Source organism: Acidovorax sp. FG48 (genome assembly GCF_057809085.1).
In genome coordinates this window covers 513,998-531,967 of sequence record NZ_JBMDJH010000001.1, presented here as the reverse complement: position 1 = coordinate 531,967, position 17,970 = coordinate 513,998, and the positions used below count along the sequence as shown (strand labels likewise).

The 17,970-nt window shown below is 63.4% G+C and carries 21 protein-coding genes; 12 read left to right on the top strand and 9 right to left on the bottom strand.

The features are described from left to right. Positions 1-64 precede the first annotated feature (64 nt). Positions 65-640, top strand: coding sequence for a flavodoxin family protein (locus tag ACODSU_RS02470; protein ID WP_209816613.1), 576 nt, complete (start codon positions 65-67; stop codon positions 638-640). Positions 641-685: 45 nt separating this feature from the next. On the opposite strand, the gene ACODSU_RS02465 is transcribed toward ACODSU_RS02470, so the two are convergent. Together ACODSU_RS02465 and ACODSU_RS02460 are read right to left on the bottom strand one after the other, a co-directional pair. After that, positions 686-1,444 carry a YdcF family protein gene (locus ACODSU_RS02465; protein WP_488839803.1) on the bottom strand — a complete coding sequence of 253 codons (759 nt, stop codon included), beginning with the start codon at positions 1,442-1,444 and terminating at the stop codon, positions 686-688. Positions 1,445-1,505: 61 nt separating this feature from the next. Further along, positions 1,506-2,297 carry an alpha/beta fold hydrolase gene (locus ACODSU_RS02460; protein ID WP_476016466.1) on the bottom strand — a complete coding sequence of 264 codons (792 nt, stop codon included), beginning with the start codon at positions 2,295-2,297 and terminating at the stop codon, positions 1,506-1,508. A 104-nt stretch (positions 2,298-2,401) separates the two neighbouring features. Here ACODSU_RS02460 and ACODSU_RS02455 point away from each other — a divergent pair, with 104 nt between their 5' ends. Next, positions 2,402-2,923, top strand: a complete 522-nt coding sequence (locus tag ACODSU_RS02455; protein WP_015011990.1) for a flavin reductase family protein — start codon at positions 2,402-2,404, stop codon at positions 2,921-2,923. After that, a complete protein-coding gene (locus ACODSU_RS02450; RefSeq protein WP_488839801.1) occupies positions 2,920-3,510 on the top strand; it encodes an MOSC domain-containing protein in 591 nt (196 codons plus the stop codon). The genes ACODSU_RS02455 and ACODSU_RS02450 overlap by 4 nt, the downstream gene beginning before the upstream one ends. A gap of 40 nt (positions 3,511-3,550) precedes the next feature. Here ACODSU_RS02450 and yccS read toward each other — a convergent pair whose 3' ends face one another. From yccS to minC, 4 genes are all read right to left on the bottom strand, one after another. After that, positions 3,551-5,749: a YccS family putative transporter gene (gene yccS, locus ACODSU_RS02445; RefSeq protein ID WP_488839799.1), complete on the bottom strand. Its 2,199-nt coding sequence runs from the start codon at positions 5,747-5,749 to the stop codon at positions 3,551-3,553. A gap of 169 nt (positions 5,750-5,918) precedes the next feature. Further along, positions 5,919-6,185 (bottom strand): cell division topological specificity factor MinE, encoded by a 267-nt coding sequence (gene minE, locus ACODSU_RS02440; RefSeq protein WP_015011987.1) that lies wholly within the window; start codon positions 6,183-6,185, stop codon positions 5,919-5,921. Between the two features lie 2 nt (positions 6,186-6,187). Beyond that, positions 6,188-7,003 carry a septum site-determining protein MinD gene (gene minD, locus ACODSU_RS02435; RefSeq protein ID WP_488839797.1) on the bottom strand — a complete coding sequence of 272 codons (816 nt, stop codon included), beginning with the start codon at positions 7,001-7,003 and terminating at the stop codon, positions 6,188-6,190. Positions 7,004-7,046: 43 nt separating this feature from the next. Further along, a complete protein-coding gene (gene minC / locus ACODSU_RS02430; protein ID WP_488839795.1) occupies positions 7,047-7,805 on the bottom strand; it encodes a septum site-determining protein MinC in 759 nt (252 codons plus the stop codon). Between the two features lie 478 nt (positions 7,806-8,283). Between minC and ACODSU_RS02425 the strand changes: the two genes are divergently transcribed. The 5 genes from ACODSU_RS02425 (at position 8,284) to ACODSU_RS02405 (ending at position 11,908) form a co-directional block, all read left to right on the top strand. Continuing rightward, positions 8,284-8,439 (top strand): hypothetical protein, encoded by a 156-nt coding sequence (locus tag ACODSU_RS02425; protein ID WP_488839793.1) that lies wholly within the window; start codon positions 8,284-8,286, stop codon positions 8,437-8,439. Positions 8,440-8,944: 505 nt separating this feature from the next. Further along, positions 8,945-9,340: a hypothetical protein gene (locus ACODSU_RS02420; protein ID WP_488839791.1), complete on the top strand. Its 396-nt coding sequence runs from the start codon at positions 8,945-8,947 to the stop codon at positions 9,338-9,340. Between the two features lie 31 nt (positions 9,341-9,371). After that, the gene (locus tag ACODSU_RS02415) at positions 9,372-10,334 is read left to right on the top strand and encodes a hypothetical protein (RefSeq protein ID WP_488839789.1); all 963 of its coding nucleotides are present in this window, start codon (positions 9,372-9,374) and stop codon (positions 10,332-10,334) included. Positions 10,335-10,561: 227 nt separating this feature from the next. Next, positions 10,562-11,140: a hypothetical protein gene (locus ACODSU_RS02410; protein ID WP_488839787.1), complete on the top strand. Its 579-nt coding sequence runs from the start codon at positions 10,562-10,564 to the stop codon at positions 11,138-11,140. 36 nt (positions 11,141-11,176) lie between these two features. Next, positions 11,177-11,908, top strand: coding sequence for a hypothetical protein (locus ACODSU_RS02405; protein WP_488839786.1), 732 nt, complete (start codon positions 11,177-11,179; stop codon positions 11,906-11,908). On the opposite strand, the gene ACODSU_RS02400 is transcribed toward ACODSU_RS02405, so the two are convergent. The 3 genes from ACODSU_RS02400 to ACODSU_RS02390 all read right to left on the bottom strand — a co-directional run bounded on the left by ACODSU_RS02400 (position 11,810) and on the right by ACODSU_RS02390 (position 13,915). Beyond that, positions 11,810-12,187: a helix-turn-helix domain-containing protein gene (locus ACODSU_RS02400; RefSeq protein ID WP_488839963.1), complete on the bottom strand. Its 378-nt coding sequence runs from the start codon at positions 12,185-12,187 to the stop codon at positions 11,810-11,812. The two genes, ACODSU_RS02405 and ACODSU_RS02400, sit on opposite strands and share 99 nt — an antisense overlap. A 163-nt stretch (positions 12,188-12,350) precedes the next feature. Continuing rightward, a protein-coding gene (locus ACODSU_RS02395) for an IS3 family transposase (RefSeq protein WP_488839784.1) occupies positions 12,351-13,579 on the bottom strand; the annotation gives its coding sequence in 2 pieces (ribosomal slippage) (positions 12,351-13,232 and positions 13,235-13,579; 1,227 coding nt in all). Between the two features lie 30 nt (positions 13,580-13,609). Further along, a complete protein-coding gene (locus ACODSU_RS02390; protein ID WP_488839782.1) occupies positions 13,610-13,915 on the bottom strand; it encodes a hypothetical protein in 306 nt (101 codons plus the stop codon). Positions 13,916-14,435: 520 nt separating this feature from the next. On the opposite strand from ACODSU_RS02390, the gene ACODSU_RS02385 reads away from it, so the two are divergent. From ACODSU_RS02385 to ACODSU_RS02370, 4 genes are all read left to right on the top strand, one after another. After that, a complete protein-coding gene (locus ACODSU_RS02385) occupies positions 14,436-14,906 on the top strand; it encodes a hypothetical protein (protein ID WP_488839780.1) in 471 nt (156 codons plus the stop codon). 295 nt (positions 14,907-15,201) lie between these two features. Then, positions 15,202-15,396: a LysR family transcriptional regulator gene (locus ACODSU_RS02380; protein WP_488839961.1), complete on the top strand. Its 195-nt coding sequence runs from the start codon at positions 15,202-15,204 to the stop codon at positions 15,394-15,396. A 224-nt stretch (positions 15,397-15,620) separates the two neighbouring features. After that, the gene (locus ACODSU_RS02375) at positions 15,621-17,003 is read left to right on the top strand and encodes a hypothetical protein (RefSeq protein ID WP_488839778.1); all 1,383 of its coding nucleotides are present in this window, start codon (positions 15,621-15,623) and stop codon (positions 17,001-17,003) included. A gap of 34 nt (positions 17,004-17,037) precedes the next feature. Beyond that, positions 17,038-17,958 (top strand): DMT family transporter, encoded by a 921-nt coding sequence (locus ACODSU_RS02370; protein ID WP_488839776.1) that lies wholly within the window; start codon positions 17,038-17,040, stop codon positions 17,956-17,958. The last annotated feature ends 12 nt before the right edge of the window (positions 17,959-17,970 follow it).

Here is a 17,970-nt window from a genome sequence, read left to right as displayed (position 1 = left end):
CGTGAACACGTTCTAAGGGGCGGCTCCCACAGCGCGCCTGCAGACAAGGGCCGGTCCCGCTACGATGCCGGCCATGTCTGCACCCCATTACCTCTTCCTCACCACCTCCACCCGCGAACCCGGCCACCTCGGCAACACCGAATGGCTGGCAAGGCAGGCCGCAGCGGCTCTGCCTGCGGGCACGGAGCAAACCTGGCACCACCTCGCGCGCATGCAGTTGCCGCCCTTTGTGGACCAGCGCCACACCACCGGCACCTACGCACCGCCTGAGGGCGACATGAAAACCCTGCTGGACGCCACGCTGGCCGCCAGCCACATCGTTTGGGTGGCGCCGGTGTACTGGTACAGCATCCCCTCGCCGCTCAAGACCTACCTTGACCACTGGAGCGCCTGGATGCGCGTGCCGGGCCTGGACTTCAAGGACGCCATGGGCCGCAAGACGCTGTCGCTCATCACCACCAGCGGCGACCGCACCAAGGCCCAGCCCATGATCGATTCGGTGGCGCTGTGCGCGCAGTTCCTGTCCATGACCTGGGGCGGTGCGCTGTGGGGCAAGGGCGGCCCCCCGGGCGCCGTGCAGGCCGATGCGCAGGCGGTGGAGGCGGCCAGCCGCTTCCTGGTGGCCCCCGCCGCAGGCTGATTTCAGAGCGTGTTGGCGATCTAGCAGGGGATCGTCCACAGGCTCTCACCGGTCCAGCGAAGCACGCTGAGCCAAAATGCCCAGCCACTCATGCAGCGCCAGGCTGCTGTCGGACAACGCCGAGGCGCGCGGCAGCACGCGATACAGCTTGCGCGCCTGCCCCCCTTTGAAGCCCATGGGCGCCGGCAGCACCTGCAGCCCGGCCTGCTCAAAGTCCCGGGCGGCACGCACCATGTGCCAGCCGTGGGTGACGAGCGCGATGCGCTCGATGCCTGCGGCCTTGAGCAGGACGGCCGACCTGGTGGCGTTGTTGCGGGTGTCGAGGGACTCCACTTCGGTCCAGCGCACCCGGCCCTTGAACTCCCGCTCCACCACATCCTTCATCACCAGGGCCTCGGCCCGTGTGCCGCCCGTGGAGCCCCCCGTGGCCAGGATGGGCAAACCCGTCTGCTGCTGCAGGTAGGCGGCATAGCGCACCCGTTCGCGCGCACCCCGGCTGAGCACGTCCACCCCGTATTCAGGTGCCACGGTGTCGGCACCGCCGCCCAGCACCACGATGGCCTGCACCTTCGCCTCGGGCAGCTGGCGCGGCGTGATGGCGGGGTAGCGCTCCAGGCTGCGCACCAGCGCGTCCGACACCGGCGGCCAGGACAGCACCAGCACCGACAACAGCGACAACACCACCAGCGTGTTGCCCGTGCGGCGGTGGTAGCGCGCCAGCCACAGGCCAAACAGCGCCAGCACGATGCTGGACACCGGCGGCAGCAGCAGCGCAGACAGAATTTTCTTGAGGGCAAACAACATGGAGAAAAAAGGCAGCGTTCATGCCCCGGCGCGGCGGCCGGGCAAAGCGGGGTCCAAAGGGTCAGTGCAGCGTGCGCCGCTGGGCCAGAAAATCGAGCAGCGCTGCGTCAAACCCTTCGGGGTCTTCCAGCTGGGGCCAATGCCCCACATGCGGCAGCAGCACCGTTTGGGCATCGGGCAACACCTGGGCCAGCGCCTGCAGGGCTGCCGGAGGAGTGCACCGGTCCTGATCGCCGCCCACCAGCAGCACCGGCATGGTCAGGTGCGCCAGCGCGGCAGCGCCCCGGTCAAACGTGGGCAGGGCCTCCAGGGCGCGGCGGTAGGCGCCCGGGAACACCTGGCCCAGCGCGTGGCCCGCCAGCCGCACGCCTTCGGGCAGGGCGCCGGTGCCGATGCACCGCGGCACCAGGGTCTGGGCCAGTTGCTCCATGCTGCCGCCGGTATCCAGGGCCTTGAGGGCCTGCTCGCGCGGTGCCACCCAGTCCTGCACGGCCTGGGCATCGAGCGCCGGACCGCCCGCGCACAGCACCATGCGGCGCACCTGGGACGCGTCCCGCACGGCGGCCTCCAGCGCCACCATGGCGCCCATGCCGTGGCCGACCAGCGTGACGGGGCCGCAGCGCAGCGCATCGATCAGCGCCAGGCAGCTTTGTGCCAGCGCCTTGAAGGTGTAGGGCTCCACAGGCGCGCTGCGGCCATAGCCGGGCATGTCCCAGGCCACGGCCCGGTAGCCAGCGGTGGCCAGGGTCTCCACCTGGGGCGCAAAGGTGAGGTGGTCGCCGTCCGCGTCGTGCAGCATAAGCACGGTGGGGCCTGAGCCGAGGGTGGTGAAGGTGGGAAGCAATGCGGCCATGCGGTGAAAAGCAGATGTAAACCCCGCAACAGCGCGGCGGAGGGTGGCGCCTGATAATAGGTCCTGTCGCTTGCCCCCACGCCGCCACCGCTGGCGCCGCTTTTGTGAACCCTTCGCTCCCCCGCCCCGCCCTCGCCCTGCCGCCGAGCTTTTCGACCCGCGAATTCCGCAATGCGCTGGGCATGTTCGCCACGGGTGTGACCATCGTGACCGCCCGCAATGCGGCGGGTGAACTGGTGGGGCTCACGGCCAGCTCGTTCAATTCGGTGTCGCTGGAGCCCCCGCTGGTGCTGTGGAGCCTGTCGCACGGCGCCAGCACCATGCCGGCGTTTGCCAACGGCTCGCACTACGCCATCCATGTGCTGGCAGCGGACCAGAAGGACCTGGCCGAACGGTTCGCCACCCGCGGCATTGACCGCTGGGCCGGCCTGGAGCACCGTCCCGGTATCAGCGGCGCGCCGCTGCTGGCCGGTGCCGCCGCCACGTTCGAATGCTTCAACCGCAGCCAGTACAAGGAGGGTGACCACACCATCTTCGTGGGCGAGGTGGAGCGCTGCGAGCACCGCGAGGGCGCATCGCCCCTGCTGTACCACGGCGGCAAGTTCTACACCGAGCACCCGCTGTGACGGCGCCCGCCGTCGTCGTGCGCCACGTGAACGTTGGCACCGCCCGGCGCCTGAAGGTGGGCGAGCGGTCGGTGCTCACCGCCATCGGCAAAACCTCCGTCACGGGCCCCGTGGCCGTGGGCCCGCTGGGGCTTGCGGGGGACGAGCAGGCCGACCTGAGCGTGCATGGCGGCCTGGCCAAGGCGGTGTATGCCTACCCCGCCGCGCACTATGCGTTCTGGCAAGCCCAGCGCCGCGAGCGGGGCGTGAGCCTGTTCGACGAAGCGCTGCCGCCGGGCTTCATGGGCGAGAACCTCACCATTGACGGACCGCTGGAGCATGAGGTGTTTGTGGGCGACGAGTGGCATTTCCCCGACTGCGTGCTGCGCGTAGCGGCGCCTCGCGAGCCCTGCTTCAAGTTCAATGCCGTGATGGGTTTTGCCCAGGCCGGCCGCGCCATGGCGCTGGCGGGCTGCTGCGGCTACTACCTGGCGGTGGACCGGCCCGGCACCATCGCCGCCGGGCAGACCGCGACGCTGGTCGCAGGGCAACGCGGGCTGAGCATTGCCCAGGCATTTGCGGGCAAGTTCGCCAAACACGCACGCTGACCCGGCTGCGGCAGCATTCGCGCGCCGCACTCCACCCAGGTTATTCCGTGGTCACCAGCTGGCGCGCCTGCGCCTGCAGCTGTGGGAACACCTTGCCCACCAGCTGCAGCTGCGCCGCCATGAGGCTGTGCGCACTGGGCGCTGCCGGTACCGTGCCCCACTCGCGCAGCACCTGGGCCACTGCCGGGGCGCTGTGGGACTTGCGCACCCGGCCTGACTGCTGCGCGCGCTCCAGCTCCAGCGCCAGTTGCTGCAGGGATGCCAGCAGGCTTTGCGCCAGTTCGCGCGTGGCCTCGTCCATGGGCTGGGCCGCCGCACCGCCGCGCTGGGCACCGAGTGCCGACAGGTAGTTGAGCTGGGTGTGCGACAGGCACAGGAAATGCCCCACCACCTCGGCGTTGCCACGTACATGCAAGGGCTCCTTGAGCATGGCGCTGTACGAGTTGGACAGTGCGGCATCCGCATTGTGGGCATTGCGCCGGGCCAAGCGGTAGGCCAGGTGGTCGCACTTGCCACCCTGGTACTGCGCCAGGATCTCCCGCAGGTACAACGCCTGGGTCTGCAGCACCTGGGCGGCCAGCCGGGGCCAGTGGCGCGACTGCCACGACGGCAGCACCAGCCATGAGGCGATGGCGGCGATCATGCAGCCGACCACGGTATCGAGCAGGCGCGCGGAGATCACGCCGCTGGCCGCGCCCATCTGGTGAAAGCTGAGAAGCAACAAGGTGGTGACAGCCGCCGTAGCCAGGGTATAGCGGGTGTGCCGCGCCCCAAAAAACACAGCGCCCCCCAGCACCAGCAAGGCGGCCTGCACCAGCTCGCCCGGAAACAGCTGGATCACCGCCCACCCCAGCGCAAGCCCCATGGCAGTGCCCTTGGCGCGCTCCATCAGCCGCGTCTGCGTGGCCGCGTACTGCGGCTGGCTCACGAACACGATGGTCAGCAAGATCCAGTACCCGTGCGGGTCCGCCGTGGCCTGCATGAGCGCAAAGCCCACCATGAGGGACAGGCTCAGCCGCAAGCTGTGGCGCAGCCAGGGGGACTGCAGCTGCCAGTGCGAGCGCAGGCGCGCCCAGGCATCGCGCAGGCTGCGGGGCTCACGGTCAAACAGGGCGTAGTCCACCGCCGCTTCAGCGGTGTGGGCGGGCAGCGCCAGCGCACCGGCAAACACCCCGGCCAGTGCGGTCAGGTTGTCGGCCAGCGCCTGCAACGACCGCAATGCCCGGGACTGGGCAGGCAGGGACGCAGCACCAATGGACTGCGGCTGGGACGCCAGGTGCGCCACGGCGGCCTGCATGTCCTCGATGGCGCGGGCCGTCACGCCCCAGTGCTGGGGCACCGTCTGCGCCTCGATCGCCACCGACAGCTTGAGCGCCTGTTCACCCAGCAGCGTGAGCACCCGCTGGCAGCGGTACAGCACGTCGCTGTGAAAGAACGACTGGGCAAGCAGGTCGTAATGCTCGTGGGACGAACTCACGCGCTCGTGCACGTCCTGCGCCGCCAGGTACTGGTGCATGGCCGTTTGCAGCCACAGCGGGGGTGCGCCCGCACCCATTCGGCTGATCAGGCTTTCCTTGGTGGCGTTGAGGGCGTCCACCACGCGGCCGTTGTGCAGCGCCAGCGCCATGCGGCGGCGTTCCAGGTCCACATCGCGCACCGGCTCCAGCAACAGCGCCTTCAGGCGCAAGTATTCGCCCAGCATGGCGTAGAGCTTGGCCAGGCGGTAACGCACTGGCGCGCGCGGCAGCACGGCATGCCACAGCACCGACACCACGCCGTACCAGGCTGCGCCCGCAAGCATGCGGGGAATGGCATCGCCCGCGCCCGCACGGCTGCTGTGGGCGGCCAGCCCCGCATAGATGAACAGGATGAGCGACCCAAAGGCAATGGCGCGGTAGCGCTCGCTCAGCGCCCCCAGCATGGTGATGCCAAAGGCCAGCAGCGCCATCACCCCCATCAGCACCCAGGGCCAGGACACCGCCGCCCAGACGGCCCCGGCCATGAGGCCAAAACACGCCAGCGCCAGGCACTGCGCCCGCAGGCGCCCGCGCCAGCTGTCGTCGGTTTCGGTGAGTGCGCTGGCGATCACACCCAGCAGCACGGGCATCAGCTCGGCCCGCCAGTCAGCCCACCAACCATAGGCCAGCACGGCGGCCAGGGCGACCAAGGCACGCGCGCCGCGCGTGACGCCTTCGTGGTTGCGTGCACGCTGCCAGCTGAGTTTCCAGGTTGTGTCCACAGGAGCCTTGTTGCCGAGAGATTAGGGATTACCCTAGTACATCTAGCAATTGTCAGGCCAAATCAGGCCCCACCAGCCCAAAAAAGAAACCCTGCCGCGCAGGTTGCGGGGCAGGGTCTGGGGCGACGCGGGGCGCGACGGGAGTGCGCGGCCCGGTGGCCGTGGCGGCCTATCGCACGGTATCGGGCAGCTCGATCTTGACTTCCAGCACTTCCAGGTTGTCCTGGCGCTCCAGGTGCACCTTGAGGTCGTCGGGGTTGATCTTGACGTACTTGGAGATCACCGCCACCAGCTCGCGCTGCAGTGCGGGCAGGTAGTCGGGCTCGGAGGCATTGCGCCCATTGCGCTCGTGCGCCAGGATGATCTGCAGCCGCTCCTTGGCAACGCTGGCGGTTTTTTTCTTCTCGCCGAGCAGGAAGGACAGGAAAGAAGCCATGGCTATTTGCTCCCGAACAGGCGTTTGAAGAAGCCGGGCTTTTCGGCGTCAATGAAACGCAGCGGCTTGTCCTGCCCCAGGAAGCGGTCGATCACATCCATGTATGCCTCGCTCACATCACTGCCCTGCGCGTGGATGGCGGGCGTGCCCTGGTTGGACGACTGCAGCACCACTTCGGATTCGGGAATCACGCCGATCAGCTTGATGCGCAGGATGTCCTGGATGTCTTCCAGGCTCAGCATCTGGCCGTCCTGCACGCGGCTGGGGTTGTAGCGCGTGATGAGCAGGTGTTCCTTGATGGGCTCGCCGCCTTCAATGGCGCGCTTGGTCTTGCTGCCCAGCATGCCCAGGATGCGGTCGGAGTCGCGCACGGAAGACACCTCGGGGTTGGTCACCAGCAGCGCCTCGTCGGCAAAGTGCATGGCCATCAGCGCGCCGCTTTCGATGCCCGCGGGGGAATCGCAGACAATGTATTCAAAGTCCATCGCGGCCAGGTCCTTGAGGACCTTTTCCACGCCGTCTTGCGTCAGCGCGTCCTTGTCGCGCGTCTGGCTGGCAGCCAGCACGAACAGGTTGTCGCACTGCTTGTCCTTGATAAGCGCCTGGTTCAGGTTGGCCTCGCCCTGGATCACGTTGATCAGGTCGTACACCACGCGGCGTTCGCAGCCCATGATGAGGTCCAGGTTGCGCAGGCCGACGTCAAAGTCGATCACGGCGGTCTTGTGGCCGCGCAGGGCGAGGCCGGTGGCAAAGCTGGCGCTGGTGGTGGTCTTGCCCACGCCACCTTTGCCGGAGGTCACGACGACGATTTTGGCCATGTGTTGCTGATTCTCTGTGGGTTGGTACGAATGAAATGGGGGCTCAGGCGAGCGGCTCGATCAGGAGCTTCTCGCCTTCCAGGCGCACCTGAGCCGGCTTGCCACGCACCTCGGCGGGCAGCTCGGTCTCGGTGGTGCGGTAGATGCCTGCGATGGAGACCAGTTGCGGCTCCAGGCAGGTCGAAAAAATGCGGGCTTCGGTGTTGCCCCGCGCACCGGCAATCGCGCGGCCGCGCAGCGGGGCGTAGACGTGAATGTTGCCATCGGCAATCACCTCGGCGCCAAAGCTCACCACGGCCATCACCACCAGGTCGGCGCCGCGCGCGTACACCTGCTGGCCGGAGCGCAAGGGCTTGTCCACCACAACGGTGCCTGGGCCGGGCATGGGCACTTCGCGTACCACCTCGACCTCGCGGATCACCTCGCGCACCACTTCCTGCACCGGCGCGGGCGCCTCGGCACGCGCGGGGGGCGCATCGGGCGCTGCGGCCAGGCCTGCAGCACGCGCCGCCTCCATCTGGGCGGGGCTGCCGCCGCGCACGGCCACAGGCAGGGTGTTGTGCTGGCGCAGCGCGGCTGCGATGGCGGCAAAGTCGATGGGCGCTTCGGCCTCGCGCACGGGCGCCAGGTCGATCAATACGGGGTCGTTGTCAAAAAAGCCCGGGGCATCGGCCACGCGCTCGGCCAGATCGGCTAAGAACTGGGCGGCGTCGGTGGTCTTGAGCAACACCGCCACCACTGGTAGCGAGGCGCTCTTGAGGTCAAAGCTGGAGCGGGACTGCGCCGCCGTCGTAAGGGCCATGAGGGGGTGTTGAGCAGCCACGCCACCGGGCGCAGCCAAAAGCCCTGAGTGTAGCGGCAGCGTCCGGCCAAGCCGCTACCAGCGGGGCAAACGCTCACATTCGGTGACATGAGGCAGGCCTCTGCGGCCCACGCAGCAGCCCCCCTCGAATTGCAAACGGTACGCAGTTTTGAATAGGTGGCCTTCGTTCGGTCAGATACTTGTGGCAAGTGCGGGTGATTGGCACGGGCGCTGCGAGGTCATCTCGGCGATGACGATGCCCATGCGCACCCCCATAGCGCAACACTCCAGTAACCTCCGCACCGAGGCGATGAAGCACCTCAGATCGGCTTCAAAAACAACGGTGTACAAACGCAAACGCCAACCCGCCGGGGACACTTTGGCAAGTGATATGGCTCGCTTACGTGGAGCCCAACAAAGCGACATCACGTAAGGTCACCGCAATTTGAGAGCCTTCCGAGGGAAACCCATGAGGTTCATGTCGCAAATTTACAAAAACAAACAAGCACAATTCTCGGAAACTACTAGCTGGGAAATCGAGGGAGAAAATCCAATGCGCCTGTTTAAGGGAGCCGCTTGTGCGATCTTGGGACTTGCAAATGCTGGAGCAATAGCCTATCCAGCCGACGCTTGACCGTCAGGGATTCCTGCAGCGCACACTTGGTTTATGTGCAGCAATCCACAAGGTGGCGCGTTTATCGCTTGGGTTGGACGCACACCATACGGTCACTGCAGTGGGGACCTGCGAGACGATATGCCAGCACCCAGCATGGTTTTTCCGATGCTCCAAGACCCCACGGGAAACCGCCATCACATCCAGCGCACAAAAACGGGCCTTCATCTCCGACCTCTGGGCACTACAGAGCCCGTGTTTTAGACCATGCGTGTCGAAACGACGGACCTCATCTGCAGTCATGCAAGGGACGAGTAGTAAGGCGTTGCCCAAGCTGCTTGAGGCGATCCTCCCTTCACGGCCCACCGACAACAGATTCGAGCAGCAACACGCACGCGCTCGTGAGGCACACAGCCACAACAGCCTGGAGACACCAAGCGGCATTAATGCCAGCCCAACCACGTGATTTGCATCACGCTGCAGCCTTGCAGTACCTGGTCATCGCCATTTTTACACAGGAGGATCCATGAAGTTCTTGAAAACAATCTCCACAGCAGCACTCGCCTTGGCGCTGGTCGCATGCTCCAACGGCCCTTCAGACGCTGACGTACAGGCGGTCACTCAACAATCCGTGCAACAGGTGGACCAGCAATTGGCACCGCTAGGATTGCGCTGGAACGACGTTTTCGATACCCAGGTCAAAATCAAGAACAAGGCCAAACAAGAAGATGGTCGCTGGCTTATTGAGGCAGAAACTACCGTCACAGCCAAGAAAGATCTCAAAGAACTCCCAGAGACTGCTCAGGTGCTGGTGTTTACGTTTGCCGGTGATATGAAAAAAGGCCAAGCGATAGGTGGTGGGGCGGTCACCGACAAGTTCTATCTCCAAAAAGGCGATGCGGGCTGGATGGCTGTGCGCTAACACAAGCAGCACGCCCAACATTATTTCAGCCATGCGCATCTACGAGTTCGTCAAAGAGCACGTCATCCCGTTCAACTCGGTGATTGCCATGGCTGTCACCGTCGCAGCGGTACTGGACTTTCTTGCGCCCCAGGCCGCCTATTTGGCATGGCTCAGTTATGCACTGGCGGGTTTGGTGCTGCTGGCCATTGGCATCGAAGTACGCTGTCAACGCACTGCAGCCTCGAGCGATTCCTGGGGTGCCAGTGTCTTGAATCGTTTGCGCGCACCTCCAGGGCCGCTATGGAAGTCTCCTGCATGGCAGGTCATCGGAATCATTGCACTCCTGGCGTTAGCGCTAGGGCAGGCATCCAAAGCCCATTCGAAAACCGGCGGACTGATAGCCAGCGCAATGCCAAATCTGCGCAATGTCCAAGTTTTGCTTTTGGATTTGCGCAGCGATACCCAGCGCATTCAAACCACGCTGGACGGCGTCGACAGCAAAGTGGCTGCCCTTCAAACCTCGCTGGACTCCGCCCTGGACGATCCACTGGAGCGCCTCATGCAAGGGGACTATCCCTATTTCGAGAAAAGGGTGCAGGCGGGCAAAAGTCTCCCCCAGCACAAGCTGACCCTGCTCTGGGGGCTGAACAAAAAAAGAGACGATCGCATTGCACTGCTGCAGCTCTACCAGCGCCAAGGCATGGATCTCCGCGCCGGACTGCCACTTTCAGGTCTGGAATCTGGAGTTGCTATCGATGATGCCCTGACGCTGAAGAACCTGGAAACATTGAGCGCCTACGCCAAGAAGCGCTTTCACAACCCTGTGGTTCAGTTTCTGAGCTTGTGTGCGGACATGGATTTACTCGTCTACGCGCACATTGCCGGCGATGACTTGCTGGCACGCTGGCTCATCGAGCAAGGACTCAATCCGAGCGCAAGTTACGCCTGCGAGTTTGGCGGCCAACGCTGGACCACCTCGGCCCGCGACATCCAAGCCATTCTTGCGCGATGACTTTAAAAGAGCCTGCAGTTCTGTTGCACTACCCATAGTTCCCATGCGGAGCATCCAACCCCGAGCCCGGTAACACCATGCACATCCAACGCAACGCCCACCTCATATTCGTCTTTGTAGCGGCCATCGGGTTTGCCAGCACCAGCTATGGCCAGAGCAGACGAGCACCCGCACCTGCCGCCGCACCCGCACCGATGGTGGAGGAAGCTCCCGCTCCCGCAGCCCCCATGGCGCCCGCCCCAGCAGCTTCACCAGTGGGGCAGGATCTGTGGACAAGCGCTTCCATCGATGGCGCATACAAAGGCGCTTGCGGACGCATACAAGTGCGCGGGGACAACCAATTCATCAGTTATCAGCGAGAGCTGTCCATTGCAGGGGCTGGGACACGGTTTCAAACCACCGACTATTTTTTTCGCAGCCCCGACTGCACCGGCAGTCTGTACGCTGCGTACCAATTCCCCCAACGCACAACCCAGGCTGTAGGCCGCCGCACCGCAGCGCTTCCAGAAAGCGGACAGCCTGTCCAGGGCATTTTGTTGATCCAACCTTCTTCAGCGGGGCAGGTGCAGTACGTGGGGGCCGTCATACCCGCGCCCAACAGCCCGGACTCCATAGGAATCGCCGCGAATGGTGCATTGGTTGCGTTGATTGCACTCAACCAGCATCAGGATGAAGACCGGCTGCTGCTACACCCATCTCGCGAGGGGCTGCACATGGTCAGCCACCGCGAGGCGGGTGCGGCCAACGACAGCCAAGGCATGCCGACGCGGTTCGTGCGCCCCATGGCGATGGTGCGCGTACGCTAAGAGCAGCCCCATCACCCCAACGGCAGGAAGCCCTCTATGTACAACACACAAGACGATGAGCGCCGCCGGTATGACGAGCAACGCCAAGAACAACAGCGCCGTGACGACGAGCAAAGGCGGCTCGACGAAGGGGCCCACTGGCGCAAAAAACAGGCAGAGGAACAGGAGAACGAGAGACTGAGACACACAAAACAAGAAAACGATGCGGCATATGACCGCATTCAACAACAGAAAGATGCAGACGACCGGGAGTGGGACGAGCGACGCAACAGCCAAGCAACGCTAACTCCGTCTTATCCCAGCTACTCGACTCCACACGACAGCGCCCCGGTACCCTACGCATCGCCCGCTTCTCAAAAGCAAGGTCAACAAGACAAGGGTAGTGAAGCACTCGGGCTGCTCATTTGGAATTTGTTAGTTTTCACACTGCCTCTTGTCCTGATCGGTGCTGCCGCTGAGTTGTTGGTCACAAAATTCCCGAAGTTTTCCGCCGATCCTTCGTTTGCAGGGCAGATTGCCAAAGCTTTTGTGCAATGGACGGGAGACTGGCCTAAAGCACTTTATGAAGTGCTGGACAAGGCATTTCAAAGCAAGAGCTACTGGACCCTGTTGCTCTATTGCCTGATCACGTCGGTACTCATTGGCGTTTGCAAATGGCTTTTGGCGCGCTTATTTCGCCTGCATTGGACTTTGGGCTTGACCGTCAGCCTGGGCTTGGCAGGTGTGGTCGGTCTGTTCATCTACGTGGTCGTGCACTTTCAGCGCTAGCGCGGATGTGTGCACCGCATGGCCTTTCATCAGCCGCCCTACCTGCCTGAAAATGGAGGGAGGGATGCCACCTGCAGCTTGGCGGAAATCCCGATGCAAATGTGCACCATCGCTGTAGCCACACTGGCCAGCGATTTGCGCCAACGTGAGATCGGACCACAGCACATACTTCGTTGCAGATGACAAAGCACAGGCCCGCTTGAGGGCCATGGCCGTCACCCCTTCAGCCCGGAAACGACGCTCGGCTGTGCGAGGGTGCAATCCAAGTGCGGCATACATCTGCGACACCTTCGCCCCCGGAAAATCCAGAAAAAAATCGCAGCTGTCGTGAATGACCGACGGTGCGTCAAGAATGCGGGCCAAGTCTTTCAAATCAAATCCCGACCTGGTGACCCGTCCTGAATAGCGTTGACACCCAGGACGGTTAAAAACTCCAGCCGGACTATCCGGCCAATGACGCCCGATGCACTGCATCGGGCGTTTGCATTTTCAGCGACAGATGCGGTCGCTCGCAGTTATAGATGTCGACTGACTGCTCGACCATGCGTCTGGCCTGCCCCAGATCGGCGGGGCGCTGCAGCAAGAACTCACTCTTCAAGATGCCATTGACCCGCTCGGCCAGCGCGTTCTGGTAGCAGTCGTAGCCGTCCGTCATCGAGCAGATCACGCCGTGGCGCTTGTGCAGGGCCTGGTAGTACGTCGCGCAGTACTGGATACCCCTGTCGGAGTGGTGCACCAACTGTCGGCTGCTCTGTCGCCCCGAGAGCGCCATCTTCATGGCCTGCGCCACCTCTTCGGTCTGCAGGCTCTCATGCACGTGCCAGCCGACGATCTTCCTGGAATACACATCCGTGACCAGGCTCAGATAGACGAACTTGCCGTGTGTGGGCAAGTAGGTGATGTCAGCCACCCAGACCTGCTCGCTGCCGCTGGCGTGGATCTGTTGCGGCCCTACCTTGAGAAGGTTCGGATGGCGCCTGAAGCGGTGGTGACTGTCTGTTGTCTTGTGATACGCCCGCCGGGGTGCCACCAGCAGCCTGGCATTGCGCAGGACGTCGAACATTGCATCGCGGCCCAAGTCGATGCCTCGGCGCTGTAGCGGCTCCTGCAATAAGTGGTGCAGCTTGCGCGTGCCTATGCGTGGTTGGCGCATGCGCTGCTCGCATACCAACTCCACCACCGTCTGCGCATTCGCCAAGCGATCGGCCTCGCGGCGCCTACCCTGGTAGTAGGCCTGACGGCTGTGGCCCATATGCTGGCAAGCCCTCTTCACGCTCAACCCTGCGATGAGGTTTTGCGCGAGGACTTGCCCAAAGGCTTTTTTACGATGCGCACCCCATAGTCCTTGCGCAGCACGTCGATGACGGCTTCGAACAGCCCGGCCTTCTCCTGCGCCTGTGCGAGCTGCACCTGCAGCGCCTTGATCTGCTGCTCGGGCGTGAGAGCACCAGTGTTCTTCTTGTCTATCGGCATGGCTGCAGATGATGCCGCAGGACTCCAGCCCAGGCGACCGTGCTTGCGCAGCCAGACCAGAACCGTCGAGCGACCCTGGATGCCGTAGTGCTGCTGCGCCTGTTTGTACGTGAGCTCGCCTTTTTCCACCTGCTCCACCACCGCCAACTTAAAGGCCAGTGTGTAGTCGCGCTGCGTGCGTTTGACACTTGATTCCATGACACATACCCTTTTTGAAAGGTCCTCGTGTCAACGCCAGGTAGGACGGGTCATGGGCGAAAAAAAGGTCTTGGTCACGTTCTTTTGCCTGGCGAGTGACTCTTCCATGGACAAGGTGTACATGTGCAACATGAATCTGTGAATTTTCGAGACAGGTCTGGTTGTCTGGATGCCGTGCTCCGTGTAAGTGCTACGGTCTATGACTTGGGTATAGACGCTGTGCGCGTTAAAAATCTGCGCGATGGCATCTTCTTGGTTGCTGTGCCATAAGACCATACCGGTAGGACTCAGGTCCAACGCGGCAAACTCTCGCCACTGGGCGCTGAATTGCGTCACGGAAGGCAGCTTGTCTTGAAACCGCCCCATCACCTCGCTCTTGTGAGGCAGCGAAACCGTCGACAGCAGAACTTCGCAAAGTGTTCAGGCCATATCTTCGCTGCGGATTTGCGATGCAGGGCACTGAGTGCTCTGATAGGAAGGCTATAGGACATATCAAATGCACAACAAAATCTTGCAGCCCATTCCGCAGAAATCTAGGACTACCGAATCGCATTGACTGGGTATAACTAAATGCATCTTATGAGTCACATCATCGCCGAGTCATGAAGCAGACGCACGGGCTTTTGTCACATACTCACAGAACATTGCGACCCCCAACGCCGGGCGCGAGCCGCAGTTCACATACGCAACCAACTAACTGAATTCGCAAGGCCAGGAGCCCACCACGGGATGGGTCCATAGCCACCACAAGGGATATGCCACACAACGATGCACATCCCGCCACATTCACGAAACCACGCGCTCCAAGCCAGAGCATGGCCTGTGCCACCCACTGTCACCTGGCCAGAATCAAGACATGAACGCCCCCACCACCCGCAAAACCCACATCGACGCCCTCGCCATCTCCCTGCTGCTCGCCTGCTGCATTTTCTGGGGCTTCCAGCAGGTACTGGTCAGGGTGGCGACGGCCAAGCAGCTGCTGTATCAGGTGGGTGTGAGCACGTCGGTATTGACAGTGCTATCGCTGGGCCTGGGTCTGGCACTTCAGCGGCTTTGTCTGGGGTTCGCTGCTGGTGCAGGCACTGGTGGGCGCGTTTGTGAGCTGCCGGCCTGGATGTGGATGCTGGCGCACTACCCGGCGACCTACTCTGGCGAGACGCAGCGCATTGCACGTTATTCACGCAGCAGTGACACATGGACTCTTCAAGGACAGGCCGTGAGCGCTGCTCAGCAGCTGACCCCGTGGGCCCTTGCCAACGACGGGAGTGCGTTGATCTATGGAAACACGCTGTTTACACGCAGTAATGGCACATGGGCTTGTAACTGACCTACTAAACGCGATTGATTGACACGGTGGCTGTGGGAATATGGCGATTGAACATCACTCCGCAGCCACCCCAAACGGACATGCGTGCAGACATGCCTGAAACTAACGCATTGCACGAACCATCACGGCTTTAATAGTTTGATCCGGCTGACAGTTAACGCCTCGACGTCGCAAACAGCGACGCCCACAGGCGCAGCGTGCCGCCGCTGACCAGCGGCTTGCCAAACCACCGTATCCCGGCAGACGATTTGGCGGCGACGCACGCGTTTGAAAATCTCCCGCATGGCCACCCCGCCTGCCCCCGCTGAACGCCGTCCACGCCTTTGCGGCGGCGGCGCGGCACCAGAGCTTTACCCACGCCGCGCTGAAGCTCCACGTCACCAACAGCGCCATCAGTCGCCAGATCAAGGCGCTGGAGCCCCACCCGGGCGTGTGGATGCGTGGGCGAGACCATAGTGGGACGTGCGATTGCCGTGGTGCGTTGCCCTGACTGTAATGCGCGACAGCAGTCGCGCTGCGGCCTCACCATAATGGTGCATGTTTTATCAAGGAAGTACATTGATGCTAGACCAACCCCTCGGAGTGCCCCCACGTTTTTGGCGTGCCGTGCCTCCCCTGCGAACCGCATTGGCCCTAGGCTGCGCAGCGCTGACCTTGATCGGCTGCGGGGGTGGCTCGGGCGACACGTCGCCTCCCCCCCCTCTCGCGGCACCAGTGAACTTCAAGGTCCTTGGAAACGTTGATTCCTTAGAGTGGGCCGCCACACCAGGCGCCACGCGCTACGAACTGCACGTAGACCCGGACGGCACCGGCCCGCTGCCTGAATCCAAGGTGGACGACTACAACGAAGCCTCCGTGACGAGCTTCGCGTATCGCGTCGGATATCCCGAAAACGAGCCCCAGGGGCGTTTTACAGGGTCCATCTTCGGCACCGACCTCAGCATGGCTGCCCGCCTCAACGGCACCTACCGCCTGCGTGCGTGCGACGCCAGCGCATGCGGCGCCTTTACGGCGCCCACCAAGTCGTTGGACATCGTCAATCGCGTGAGCCACGAATTTGCCTCGGGACGTGTCCCGCTCAAATCGTCGGTGGACGTTGACGGCAACCCGCGACTGTCCAAGGACGGACTCACCCTGGCCATCCCGGCACGAAACACAGATTCCGCCGTGTATGTTTTCACCCGCAGCAGCAGCACCCAGCCGTGGCAGCAGCAAGCACTGTTGCGCTCCGGCAAGAACTATTTCGGACAGGCAATCGCACTGTCTGCCGACGGCAACACTCTGGCCGTGCAAGCCAACGAACAATCCAGCAGCGACAGCAATGTCTACTACAAGGGTGTGGTGTACCTCTACCAGCGCAGCGGTAGCACCTGGAACCAGCAGGCATTCTTAGAGAATCCCAGCACCCCTTCGGCATGCCCTCGGCCATGCAGCGCGGACATCACTCCCTACTATTTGGCGCTGTCCGCCGATGGCAACCTGCTGGCAGCGTCCGTGGGCTACCGCACTTCCCCCGTCGATTACACAAACATTGGCGCTGTCGCCACCTACGCCCGCACCGGCGCGACCTGGGCACCGCAAGCCACCTTGGACACGGGCAACTTTACGTCCGGGGTGCTGTCGAGCGACGGCAACACCCTGGCCGTGAATGAGGGCGCATTCAACCCTTACGACAGCACGCAAACGGTTGACACCACCCCGGTTGTCCGCGTTTTTGTCCAACAAGGCAACGGCACGTGGAACCAGCAGGCGCGCATTCCAGCCGGGATTTTTAACTGGGTGACCTTTGGGAGGGTTGTGTACAGCACCATCGCCCTGTCCAGCGATGGCAATACCCTCGCCGTGCACGCACTCAACCAACCAGGGCACCCAACAACCCCAGAACTCGACCTCCAGCCAGCGGACCTCTCGTGCGCAAGCCTTGCGACAGATGCCTGGTACATCGCCCTGTATGCCCGCAAGGGCACCACATGGCAACGGCAAACTGCGATCTCGCGCGGACTGGAAGGCAGTTGGGCGCTGGCCAGCGATGGCAATGCCCTGTTCTACGGAGGTGCCACTTTCACGCGCAACAGCGGCACCTGGGCTTGCCCCTGATCCCCTGACTCTCTGATCTGCAAGCACCCGCGCCATGGCCTTCACCCGTAAAACCCACCTCGACGCCCTCGCCATTTCCCTGTTATTGGCATGCTGCATGTTCTGGGGCTTCCAACAGGTGCTGGTCAAGGCCACGGTGGCCGAGGTGGCCCCTGTGTTCCAGGCGTTTGTGCGCTTTGCGCTGGCCGCCGTCGCGATTGCGGCGTGGTGCCTGTGGAGCGGCGTGCGGCTGTCCAGCGCGGGCGAGCCCGCCGGGGCAGCGCGTGCGGGTTTGCTGGCCGGGGCGCTGTTTGCGGGCGAGTTTGCGTGTATCTACCTGGGCCTGCAGTACACCACCGCCTCCCGGCTCACGGTGTTTTTGTATGCCTCGCCCTTCTGGGTGGCCCTGCTGCTGCCGCGCTTCATCCCCGGTGAGCGTCTGCAGGGCTGGCAGTGGCTGGGCCTGGCCGCTGCGTTTGTGGGCGTGGGGCTGGCGCTGGGCGACGGGCTGCTGGGCCCTGCCAACGCTGCCCTGCCCCAGGCCTGGCTGGGTGACCTGCTGGGTTTGGCAGCCGGCCTGATGTGGGCCCTGACCACAGTGGTCATCCGCACCACGCCGCTGGCACTTGTGGCACCTGCGAAGCAGCTTTTCTATCAAGTGGCGGTGAGCACGGCGGTATTGCCGGTGCTGTCGCTGGGCCTGGGCGAGGCCTGGGTCTGGCAGTTCAGCGGCTTTGCCTGGGGTTCGCTGCTGGTGCAGGCGCTGGTGGGTGCGTTTGTGAGCTATCTGGCCTGGATGTGGATGCTGGCGCACTACCCGGCCACCAAGATCTCGGTGTTCGTGTTTCTCACGCCCGTGTTTGCGCTGCTGTTTGGCGCGCTGTGGCTGGGTGAGCCTGTGACGCCCGGGCTGGTGGCGGCGCTGGTGCTGGTGGCGGCGGGCATCGTGCTGGTGAACCGGAGGCCTGCGGGCTGAGGCACTGCGACC

Bases quoted from the DNA above. Each gene is read 5' to 3' on its own strand.
- ACODSU_RS02470 (WP_209816613.1), top strand. From the start codon at position 65: ATGCCGGCCATGTCTGCACCCCATTACCTCTTCCTCACCACCTCCACC.
- ACODSU_RS02465 (WP_488839803.1), bottom strand. From the start codon at position 1,444: ATGTTGTTTGCCCTCAAGAAAATTCTGTCTGCGCTGCTGCTGCCGCCG.
- ACODSU_RS02460 (WP_476016466.1), bottom strand. From the start codon at position 2,297: ATGGCCGCATTGCTTCCCACCTTCACCACCCTCGGCTCAGGCCCCACC.
- minE (WP_015011987.1), bottom strand. From the start codon at position 6,185: ATGGCTTCTTTCCTGTCCTTCCTGCTCGGCGAGAAGAAAAAAACCGCC.
- minD (WP_488839797.1), bottom strand. From the start codon at position 7,003: ATGGCCAAAATCGTCGTCGTGACCTCCGGCAAAGGTGGCGTGGGCAAG.
- minC (WP_488839795.1), bottom strand. From the start codon at position 7,805: ATGGCCCTTACGACGGCGGCGCAGTCCCGCTCCAGCTTTGACCTCAAG.
- ACODSU_RS02425 (WP_488839793.1), top strand. From the start codon at position 8,284: ATGTCGCAAATTTACAAAAACAAACAAGCACAATTCTCGGAAACTACT.
- ACODSU_RS02420 (WP_488839791.1), top strand. From the start codon at position 8,945: ATGAAGTTCTTGAAAACAATCTCCACAGCAGCACTCGCCTTGGCGCTG.
- ACODSU_RS02415 (WP_488839789.1), top strand. From the start codon at position 9,372: ATGCGCATCTACGAGTTCGTCAAAGAGCACGTCATCCCGTTCAACTCG.
- ACODSU_RS02410 (WP_488839787.1), top strand. From the start codon at position 10,562: ATGGCGCCCGCCCCAGCAGCTTCACCAGTGGGGCAGGATCTGTGGACA.
- ACODSU_RS02405 (WP_488839786.1), top strand. From the start codon at position 11,177: ATGTACAACACACAAGACGATGAGCGCCGCCGGTATGACGAGCAACGC.
- ACODSU_RS02400 (WP_488839963.1), bottom strand. From the start codon at position 12,187: ATGTATGCCGCACTTGGATTGCACCCTCGCACAGCCGAGCGTCGTTTC.
- ACODSU_RS02385 (WP_488839780.1), top strand. From the start codon at position 14,436: ATGAACGCCCCCACCACCCGCAAAACCCACATCGACGCCCTCGCCATC.
- ACODSU_RS02370 (WP_488839776.1), top strand. From the start codon at position 17,038: ATGGCCTTCACCCGTAAAACCCACCTCGACGCCCTCGCCATTTCCCTG.